Below are 1,006 nucleotides of genomic sequence, written 5' to 3'. Positions count from 1 at the left end.
GACCTCGAGTCGCGCATAGCCGCTACTGAGACGATTATCGCGGACATTAAGGCGCAGCTCGGCGAATAACATACGCACATACATTACGGCCGTCCTTCGGGGCGGTTTTTTCACGTAAAGGAGACGGATTAACGGATGGATACGATTATTAATGGCGCTGTCATCGGAGCAATTGCGGTTGTCGCAGCGGTTGTATGGCGCGAGATTAAGCGCATAAATATAGCGGCCTCTGCGCGTGAGGATCGCTTAATGAGTTTAGCGGAGAGCCTGGCGCAACGGTTCGAGTCTCTCGCAGGCCAGTACGAAACGCTTGCGCTTGATGTACACGATATCAAAGCGAATCTTAACGGAAGGGATGCGGCATAAATGGCGCAGAGGAAGCGTAAGAAGCGCAGCCGGCAGCCGCTGGATGAACGCCATTACTTAGCGATCGAGCTACTAACGACTGTGCCGACGCCTAACCTTGACGATATAGCGCGGGCCTGTACGGTGGATAGGCGGACGCTGTACCGGTGGCGCTTACGTAAGGACTTCGCAAAGGAGCTGCGCAAGGTACAAGAGCGTAAGACACGCGAATTGAATCAGCGGCTAAGACGGAGGTTTGAGATACGGACCGTTGCGGATATCGAGTGGTTCGCGAGTAAGGGCGGATTCGATTTCGATTAAATTTATTTTTCGCGAGGTGCCACAAACGTATAAGAAATTACGTTATATAATACGTTAACCTTTCCAAGGGGTCCGTATAGTATAGCGTAGTATATACGTAACATGTAACGTTAATATGAACGTACTCACAACGAGTCGGATACGTGAATAATCGGATATAAACGATCAATAGCAGCGGATAACAGCGGGATACTGCGATTGATTGACGTATATACGCGGGACTTATAACGTCCCGAATCTACGCATATTAGCGATTTTTCCTGCTGCGGCCTCGGACCGGACGGCCCCTCGAAAATTTCAGGGGGTCAGCGTTTCGGCGTGTCCTGGCGCTGCATAAACG

At 50.9% G+C, this 1,006-nt stretch carries 2 protein-coding genes; both read left to right on the top strand.

The window, feature by feature from the left end; all coding sequences use genetic code 11:
- Positions 1–135: 135 nt before the first annotated feature.
- On the top strand, positions 136–366 hold the full coding sequence (locus ACFSX3_RS27790) for a hypothetical protein (RefSeq protein ID WP_209994907.1): 231 nt from the start codon (positions 136–138) through the stop codon (positions 364–366).
- On the top strand, positions 367–666 hold the full coding sequence (locus ACFSX3_RS27785) for a phBC6A51 family helix-turn-helix protein (RefSeq protein WP_209994906.1): 300 nt from the start codon (positions 367–369) through the stop codon (positions 664–666).
- Positions 667–1,006 lie beyond the last annotated feature (340 nt).

Origin of the sequence: Paenibacillus rhizoplanae (assembly GCF_042684125.1) — a bacterium.
GTDB classification, from domain to species: Bacteria; Bacillota; Bacilli; order Paenibacillales; family Paenibacillaceae; genus Paenibacillus_AQ; species Paenibacillus_AQ rhizoplanae.
This window is presented reverse-complemented; position numbering and strand designations above follow the sequence as displayed.